The sequence below is a fragment of the Verrucomicrobiota bacterium genome, from assembly GCA_016871675.1.
Classification (GTDB): Bacteria; Verrucomicrobiota; Verrucomicrobiia; order Limisphaerales; family VHCN01; genus VHCN01.
Map to the genome: position 1 here is coordinate 1 of VHCN01000102.1, position 7,834 is coordinate 7,834.

The window sequence follows — 7,834 nt, forward strand, 5'->3', positions numbered from 1 at the left end:
GACTCTCCGCGTGTTAGACGCTGGAAAGCCTCGCCTAGCCGAAGCCGTCGTGTGGCGAAAGCTCGGCAATGCAGGTCATGAACTGACGTCGTGGAAATGGCTGGATGTCCCACCGCCGCCCGCCGCGAAGTGAGCCGGGCGTCGTCGGAAGGAAATGCTTCGCAGCGCGCGGTGATTGCGGCAGACTGCGGCGCATGAAGCCACGCGCTGGAATGCGCTTCGCATCGTGACAGCATCCCCGCATTCCCCCTCCGCTCTCCGCACCGCATGGCTCGTGGTCGCGCTGCTCTTTCCCGTCGCGCTGCTGAACTACCTCGACCGGCAGATGATTGCCGCGATGAAGTTGTCGGTGATGAAGGACATCACCGACATCGGCAGCGAGGCGAACTGGGGCATGATGCTCGGCCAGTTCAAGTGGGTGTATGCGATTTTCAGCCCCGTCGGTGGCTGGATTGCGGACCGCTTCAGCAAACGGTGGACGATCTGTTCGAGCCTCTTCGTCTGGTCCGCGATCACGTGGGCCACGGGCCGCGTGACGACTTACGACGGCCTTCTGTGGACGCGCTCGCTGATGGGCGTGAGCGAGGCGTTTTACATTCCCGCGGCGCTCGCGATGATCGCGGACTACCACGCGGCCGGCACCCGGTCACGCGCGGTGGGCTTGCATCAGATCGGCATCTACTCGGGCGTGATCACCGGCAGTTTCGCGGGCTACGTGGCGGACGCGCCGGGCCTGGGCTGGCGCTGGGCGTTCGACATCACGGGCATCGTCGGCGTGCTTTACGCGCTGCCGCTCTTGTGGCTGCTGCGCGACACGCCGCGGGTCAAGGACTCCGATTCGCCGACGGCCGCGCGTCACAGGTCGCTCGGCGATTCGGCGAAGGAACTCGCCACGAACGGCGCGTTCATCCTGCTGGTGCTCTACTTCACGCTGCCTGCGATGGCGGGCTGGGTCGTGCGCGACTGGATGCCGGCGATTCTAGCGAAGGAACTCAACTTGAAGCAGGGCATCGCCGGCGTGAGCGCGGTGGTGTGGTGGCAGGGCGCGGCCATCTTCAGCGCGATCGCCGGCGGCTGGCTCGCCGACCGGTGGATGCGCCGCAGCGAGCGCGGGCGCATCTACGTGAGCGCCATCGGCATGGGCCTCATCATCCCGGCGATGCTCGGCGTGGGCGTGGTGGTGAGCAACGTGGGCGCGGACTCGCTCAAGTGGGCCATCGTGTTCCTCATCGTGTTCGGCGCAGGATGGGGATTCTTCGACTGCAACAACATGCCCATCCTCTCGCAAATCGTCCGGCCCGAGCTGCGTGCGACGGGTTACGGCTGCATGAACATGGTGAGCATCAGTTGCGGCGGCTTCGCGGACTGGGGTTTCGGCGCGTTGCGCGACGCCAAGGTGCCGCTGAACCTCATCTTCGGCGTCTTCGCCGCCACCGCGCTTGTCTCCGTCGTGCTCGTGCTGCTCATCCGGCCGAAGAAGCTCGGGTGACCGCGCGTCGAGACCTTCGCATGCAACCGCTCCACACTTTGCGGGCCGGCGTCATCGGCACGGGCTTCATCGGCCCGGTGCACATCGAGGCGCTCAAACGGCTCGGCGTGCAAGTCACCGCCATCTGCGGCTCGACGAAGAACGCCCGCGCCACCGCGGAGAGGTGGGGCATCCCCGAGGTCTTTGGCGACTACGACTACCGGGCGATGCTCGCGTCGCCGAACGTGGACGTCGCGCACATCACCTCGCCGAACAAAGTCCACGTCGAGCAGTCGCTCGCCGCGCTCGCAGCGGGCAAGCACGTCGTCTGCGAGAAGCCGCTCGGGATGACGGCGAAGGAAACTGCAAAGGTCGTTGCCGCCGCGAGGAAGAAGGGCTCGCCCGTGTTCGCGGTGAACTACATGTGCCGCTTCTTCCCCGCCGTGCTTCAGATGCGCGCGATGGTCCAACGCGGCGACCTCGGGCGAATCATCCACGTGCAAGGCCACTTCTTTCAGGACTGGCTGCTGCACGCGACCGATTACAACTGGCGCCTGCTCGCCAGCGAGGGCGGCAAGCTCCGCGCCGTCGGCGACATCGGCACGCACTGGATTGACGCCGTGAGTTTCATCCTCGGCGCGCGCGCGGAGTCCGTGTTCGCGCATTTGGAGACCTTCCACAAGACCCGCCACCGCCCGCGCGGCGAACGGCAGACCTTTGCGAAGGTGGACCCCAGGACGATGCTGCCCTACAAGTGCGACACCGAGGATTTCGGCTCCGTGCTGCTGCGCTTCGGCAAGGCGCAGCATGGTTTTGCGAGCGGCGTCCACGCCAACGCCTCCATCTCGCAAGTCGCCGCGGGCTGGAAATGCAGCCTCGCGCTCGGCATCTACGGCACCAAGGGCAGCGTGCGCTGGGATCTGCAGCAACCGGATGAAATCCTCGTCGGCCGCCGCGACGAGCCGAACCAGACTCTCCAGCGCGGCACCGCCGGCTTCAGCGAGGACGTCGCCGGATTCACCGACTATCCCGGCGGCCATCCGGAGGGCTTTCCCGACAGCCACAAGATGCACTGCCGCGCGGTCTATCAGCACATCGCCAGCGGACGCAAGTCGCCCGCGTTGTTCGCCACCGCCGGAGACGGCCATCACGAGGTGAAGCTCTGCGAAGCGGTGCTGAAGAGCAGCCGGGCAAGGCAGTGGGTCAACGTTTGACACGCACCCTCGCCAAGCGGCACCAATCCCGGTCATACACCGGCGCCGATGAGCGCCGATGAGCGGTCCAACATTATGAAACTCGGCTTTGTCTCCGCCATCCTTCCCGAACTCAACCTCCATCAAGTGCTCGCCTTCGCCGCGGCGGAGCGCTTTGCGTGCGTCGAGGCGATGTGCTGGCCCGTCGGCAAGGCCGAGCGCAAGTTCGCCGGCGTCACGCACATTGACGTGGACGGCTTTGACCGCGACCACGCCGGCGCGGTTCACACGCTTTGCTCGAGGCACGGTGTCTCGCTCTCCGCGCTCGGCTACTATCCGAATCCACTCGACCCGAACCCCTCGGTGTCGAAGGTCGCAGTGGGCCACTTGCGAAAAGTCATCAAGGCCGCGTCCGTGCTTGGGTTGAAGACCGTGAACACCTTCGTCGGCCGGGACTGGACGAAGAGCGTGGACGACAACTGGCCGCGCTTCCTCAAGACGTGGCGCCCGCTGATCGCGTTCGCCGCGGACCACGGCATCCGCATCGGCATCGAGAACTGCCCGATGTCCTTTACCAAGGACGAGTGGCCGGGCGGGAAAAACCTGTTCACCACGCCCGCGATCTGGCGGCGCGCGTTCAGCGACATCCCTTCGGCGCACTTCGGACTGAACTACGACCCGTCGCACTTCGTGCTCCAGCACATGGACCCGGCCAGCCCGTTGCGTGAGTTCCAGTCCAGGCTCTTCCACGTCCACGCGAAGGACGTGAACCTGCACCGCGACCGCCTCAACGAGGTCGGCGTCTTCGCGCACCCGAACGAGTGGCACACGCCGCGCATCCCCGGCTACGGCGAGATGGACTGGGCGAAGTTCATGGCCGCGCTGACGGCGACGTGCTATCGCGGCCCCGTGTGCATCGAGGTGGAAGACCCGGCCTTCGGCAAGTCGCTCGAAGGAAGGAAGCGCGCGGTGGTGGTCGCGGGCAGCATCTTGCGGCCGTATTTCGGATGATGGCCGGACGGTGTGCTTCCGACGCAACGACACAGTGCCGCAAAGGACGGTTCGGCCGGAATCTCTTTCGCCTTTGCGGCTTCGCGTCTTTGCGTCAATGCTCCCCGCCGCATGAAACACAGCTACGACGAACTGGCCAAGATGATTGACCACTCGCTGCTGCACCCGACGATGACCGACAGCGAATTGGAGGAAGGCTGCAAGCTCGCGGCGAAGTATCAGGTCGCGTCGGTCTGCATCAAACCCTACTTCGTGAAACGCGCGGCGCAGTTGCTCAAGGGCACCGGCGTGCTCGTCGGCGCGGTCATCGGGTTTCCGCACGGCAGTTCCTCCACGGAGGCGAAGCGATACGAGACGTGGCTCGCCTGCCAGGACGGCGCGTCGGAAATCGACATGGTCATCAACATCGGCAAGGCGCTCACCGGCGACTGGGATTACGTGGCCAACGACATCTCAGCCGTGTGCGAAGAGGCCCACCGGCACGGTGCCAAGGTGAAGGTGATCTTCGAGAACGACTACCTCGCCAGGGGCGGCGCCGGCATGGACAGTGACGCCCTCAAACAGATGCTGTGCGTCGTCTCCGAGCAAGCGGGCGCGGACTGGGTGAAGACCTCGACAGGCTACGGATTCGTGAAACAGCCCGACGGCAACTACAACTACAGGGGCGCCACCGAGCATGACCTCGCGCTCATGCGTGCAAGCGTCTCGGCGAAAGTGCAGGTCAAAGCCGCGGGCGGCGTGCGTGACCTTGACGGGCTCATCAAAGTCCGCGACCTCGGCGCGACTCGCTGCGGCGCCACGGCGACCGCCGCGATGCTCGGCGAATACCGGCGGCGCGAAGCAGCCGGGACGTCCGGGCAAGGTGCTGATCCGGCGGGTAGTTCGATCGGAACCGGCGGGTATTGAAGCTCAACCCGGCCACGTCGACCTCCTGCTCACCCGACAACCATGTTGATTCCGGCCGGGGAATGAGGCTGAATCCGCGCGCGATTGCGCTCAATGAAACCCTTTCCAATCCACGGTCTCGTCGCCGCGACTCATACTCCGTTCCTCGCGGACGGCTCGTTGAACCTGCCCATCGTCGAGACCCAGGCGGCGCATCTGTCTGCAAGCGGCGTGAAGTTCGCATTCATCTGCGGCAGCACGGGCGAAAGCCATTCGCTCACCGTCGAGGAACGCCGCGCGCTCGCAGTCCGCTGGATGGAAGTCACGCGCGGCTCCGCCTTGAAGGTCATCGTCCACGTCGGCGCGAACTGCCTTGCCGACGCCCGCGCGCTCGGGTCGCAAGCGCAGGAGCTTGGCGCGGCCGCCGTGTCCGCGCTTGCGCCGAGTTACTTCAAGCCGCGCTCCGTCGCGGCGCTCGTGGACTGTTGCGCGGAGATTGCGGATGGCTGTCCCGAACTGCCGTTCTTCTATTACGACATCCCGGCGCTCACCGGTTTCACGCTGCCGATGCCGGAGTTCCTCGCCCAGGCCCGCGACCGAATCCCGAATCTCGCGGGCATCAAGTTCACCAACGCCGACCTGATGATGTTTCAGCAGACGCTGCGATTCGATGGCGGGGCGTTCAGCGTGCCGTGGGGCTGCGATGAGTATCTGCTGGCCGCGCTCGCGCTGGGCGCGACGGGCGCGGTGGGCAGCAGCTACAACTTCGCCGCGCCGGTTTACCACCGGGTCATCGCGGCCTTCGCGCGGGGGGACATGCCGGCCGCGCGCGATGCGCAATTCCAGTCGGTGCAACTGATCGCGCTGCTCGCCTCGCGCGGCTACCTGGGCGCGGCCAAGGCGACGATGAAAATGCTCGGCGTGGATGTCGGACCCGCTCGCCTGCCGAATGCCAGCCTCGACGCGGCCCAGCAAGCGTCACTTCGGGCGGACCTCGAGCGACTCGGCTTCTTCAACTGGGTCGGGCGCTGACCGTGGTTCAATCCACCGTGTCGAGTTGAGGCCCGGGCTCATCGTCGCGCGTCGGCCCGCTGCGCCGGCTGCCGACTGGACGCCCCGCATGCACCGGGTTCGGGCGCAGCATGCGCTTCTGCCGCTCGCGGTCGCCCGCGTTGCGGATGACGGGGATGGGCTTCTCGCTGTTGATGTCGAGCCCCGTGTAATACATCGCCGCCGAGCCGGTCATTGGCAGCGGGATGAAGTCCTGCACCTGTTGCAGGTTCCACTTTTCCCCTTTCAGGAACTTCTCCACCGCGCCCATTTCCTCGTCGGTGCAGCCGGGGAAGCTGGAGATGAAATACGGCACGAGATACTGCTCCTTGCCGACTTCCTCGCTGAGCTCGAAAAACTTTTCCATGAACGCCGGGAAGTCGCCGGCGGGCTTCCGCATGCGGCGCAGCACCTCCGGATGCGTGTGTTCGGGCGCGACTTTCATGTGGCCGCTGACGTGATTTTGCACCAACTCGCGCGTGTATTCGGGCGTGCGAAGCGCGACGTCCATGCGGATGCCGGATTGCACGAAGACATGCTTCACGCCGGGCTGCGAGCGCGCGCCGCGCAGGAGGTCGAGCTGCGGCTGTTCGTTGATGCCAAAGTGCGGACAGATCGTCGGCCATAGGCAGCTCGGGCGGTGGCACGATTTGCACGCATCCACGTGGCCGTTCTGCGCGGCGTAAAGATTCGCCGTCGGCCCGCCGAGGTCGGCGATGGTGCCGCGAAAGGAATCCGACTTGGTCATCGTGCGAATCTCCTTCATCACCGAGTCCACGCTCCGGCTCGAGAGGAACTTGCCTTGATGAAATCCCAGCCCGCAAAAAGTGCAGCCGCCCGCGCAGCCGCGTGACACGATCACCGAATCCTTGATGGTCGCAAATCCGGGCACCTTGCCCGTGTAGCTCGGGTGCGCGAGCCGCATGAAAGGCAGCTCGTAGAGGGCGTCGAGATCGGGGCCGTCCACTGGAAACGCGGGCGGCTCCTGCAGCACCGCGCGGTTGCCATGCATCTGCACGAGGCGCTTGCCGCAATACGGCGTCTGCTGCGCCTCGACCACTTTCGTCAGCCGCATCAAGTGCTTCTTGTCCGCCTGCAAGTCCTCCCATGACGGCAGAATGATGCAGTCCTTGAAGTCCGCCGCCGCCGTGGCCTTCGCGCCCAGGAACATCGTCGTGCCGCGGATGCCGCCGAGGTCGTTGTTGCCGGCCTTCAACCGCGACGCGATCTCGCGCGCGGCCACTTCGCCCATGCCGAAGACGAGGAGGTCGGCCTTGGTGTCGGCCATGATGGACGGGCGCAACTTGTCCTCCCAATAATCGTAGTGCGCGACGCGGCGCATGCTCGCCTCCATGCCGCCGAGCACGACCGGCACGCCGGGGAACGCGCGCCGCGCCATCTGCGAATAAACGACGGCGGCGTGATTCGGGCGGTTGCCGGGCGTGCCGTTCTCGCTGTAGACGTCCTCCTTCCGCTTGTGCCGCGCGGCGGTGTAGTTGGACACCATCGAGTCGAGGTTGCCCGCGGTGACGCCGACGAAGAGCCGCGGCGCGCCCATGACTTGGATGGATTCGACCTTCGTCCAGTCCGGCTGCGCGACGATGCCGACGCGATAGCCCTCCGCCTCGAGCACGCGCCCGATCATCGCCGCGCCGAAAGACGGATGATCCACATAGGCGTCGCCGGTGATGATGAGGATGTCGAGCTCGCTCCACCCCTTCGCGTCCATCTCGGCGCGCGACACCGGCAGGAAGCCCGCCGGGCCGGCGGGCGAACCTCGTGTGCTTTTGCGCGATGTGGTCGCCATGTCAGATTGCGAGAGTGCGCGAACGAGCATCGCGAAGCAAAGGATGGAATTGGAACCGATGACCGACCGCAGCCGGATTTTTTGCAGACTATTCCGGATTGGTTGGCACCTTGCAGAAGCCGTGTCCAAGTGAACACCGACGCCGGTGGGTGGAATCGCGCTGCAATTGTCCTGACGGACCGAGCAGAGCGAAGCGACTCGGAGGGGCTCGATCCGGCGGTCTGCCTTCCGGGTCTGCCGTGACGTGAAAGCCCACCTGGCTCAACCATCTCTACACTTCTTCCAAGGGTGACTTTGCGTCGCCGAAGGTCTTCGGGCGCACGTCCATTTTGTCCATCATGGACAGGAAAAGGCGGCAGAGCTGGCGGTCGGGCTTGTCCTTGTAGTCGAGCGCGCGCCCGCCCTTGAGCCGGCCGCCCG

Annotated in this window: 6 protein-coding genes; 5 read left to right on the top strand and 1 reads right to left on the bottom strand. The window is 65.6% G+C overall.

The genetic code is table 11. The annotated features are described in order from the left end of the window. Nucleotides 1-223: 223 nt before the first annotated feature. From FJ386_14550 to FJ386_14570, 5 genes are all read left to right on the top strand, one after another. Nucleotides 224-1,489, top strand: a complete 1,266-nt coding sequence (locus FJ386_14550) for an MFS transporter (GenBank protein MBM3877909.1) — start codon at nucleotides 224-226, stop codon at nucleotides 1,487-1,489. 20 nt (nucleotides 1,490-1,509) lie between these two features. Then, the gene (locus FJ386_14555) at nucleotides 1,510-2,682 is read left to right on the top strand and encodes a Gfo/Idh/MocA family oxidoreductase (protein MBM3877910.1); all 1,173 of its coding nucleotides are present in this window, start codon (nucleotides 1,510-1,512) and stop codon (nucleotides 2,680-2,682) included. A gap of 75 nt (nucleotides 2,683-2,757) precedes the next feature. After that, nucleotides 2,758-3,672 carry a sugar phosphate isomerase/epimerase gene (locus FJ386_14560; protein MBM3877911.1) on the top strand — a complete coding sequence of 305 codons (915 nt, stop codon included), beginning with the start codon at nucleotides 2,758-2,760 and terminating at the stop codon, nucleotides 3,670-3,672. A 111-nt stretch (nucleotides 3,673-3,783) separates the two neighbouring features. Then, nucleotides 3,784-4,578 carry a deoxyribose-phosphate aldolase gene (deoC, locus tag FJ386_14565; GenBank protein MBM3877912.1) on the top strand — a complete coding sequence of 265 codons (795 nt, stop codon included), beginning with the start codon at nucleotides 3,784-3,786 and terminating at the stop codon, nucleotides 4,576-4,578. A 93-nt stretch (nucleotides 4,579-4,671) separates the two neighbouring features. Next, nucleotides 4,672-5,589, top strand: coding sequence for an N-acetylneuraminate lyase (locus FJ386_14570; protein MBM3877913.1), 918 nt, complete (start codon nucleotides 4,672-4,674; stop codon nucleotides 5,587-5,589). 7 nt (nucleotides 5,590-5,596) lie between these two features. Here the strand turns inward: FJ386_14570 and FJ386_14575 are convergent, their stop codons facing one another. Continuing rightward, a complete protein-coding gene (locus FJ386_14575) occupies nucleotides 5,597-7,444 on the bottom strand; it encodes a YgiQ family radical SAM protein (GenBank protein MBM3877914.1) in 1,848 nt (615 codons plus the stop codon). Between the last annotated feature and the right edge of the window lie 390 nt (nucleotides 7,445-7,834).

Bases quoted from the DNA above. Each gene is read 5' to 3' on its own strand.
- FJ386_14570 (MBM3877913.1), top strand. From the start codon at position 4,672: ATGAAACCCTTTCCAATCCACGGTCTCGTCGCCGCGACTCATACTCCG.
- FJ386_14560 (MBM3877911.1), top strand. From the start codon at position 2,758: ATGAAACTCGGCTTTGTCTCCGCCATCCTTCCCGAACTCAACCTCCAT.
- FJ386_14575 (MBM3877914.1), bottom strand. From the start codon at position 7,444: ATGCTCGTTCGCGCACTCTCGCAATCTGACATGGCGACCACATCGCGC.
- deoC (MBM3877912.1), top strand. From the start codon at position 3,784: ATGAAACACAGCTACGACGAACTGGCCAAGATGATTGACCACTCGCTG.
- FJ386_14555 (MBM3877910.1), top strand. From the start codon at position 1,510: ATGCAACCGCTCCACACTTTGCGGGCCGGCGTCATCGGCACGGGCTTC.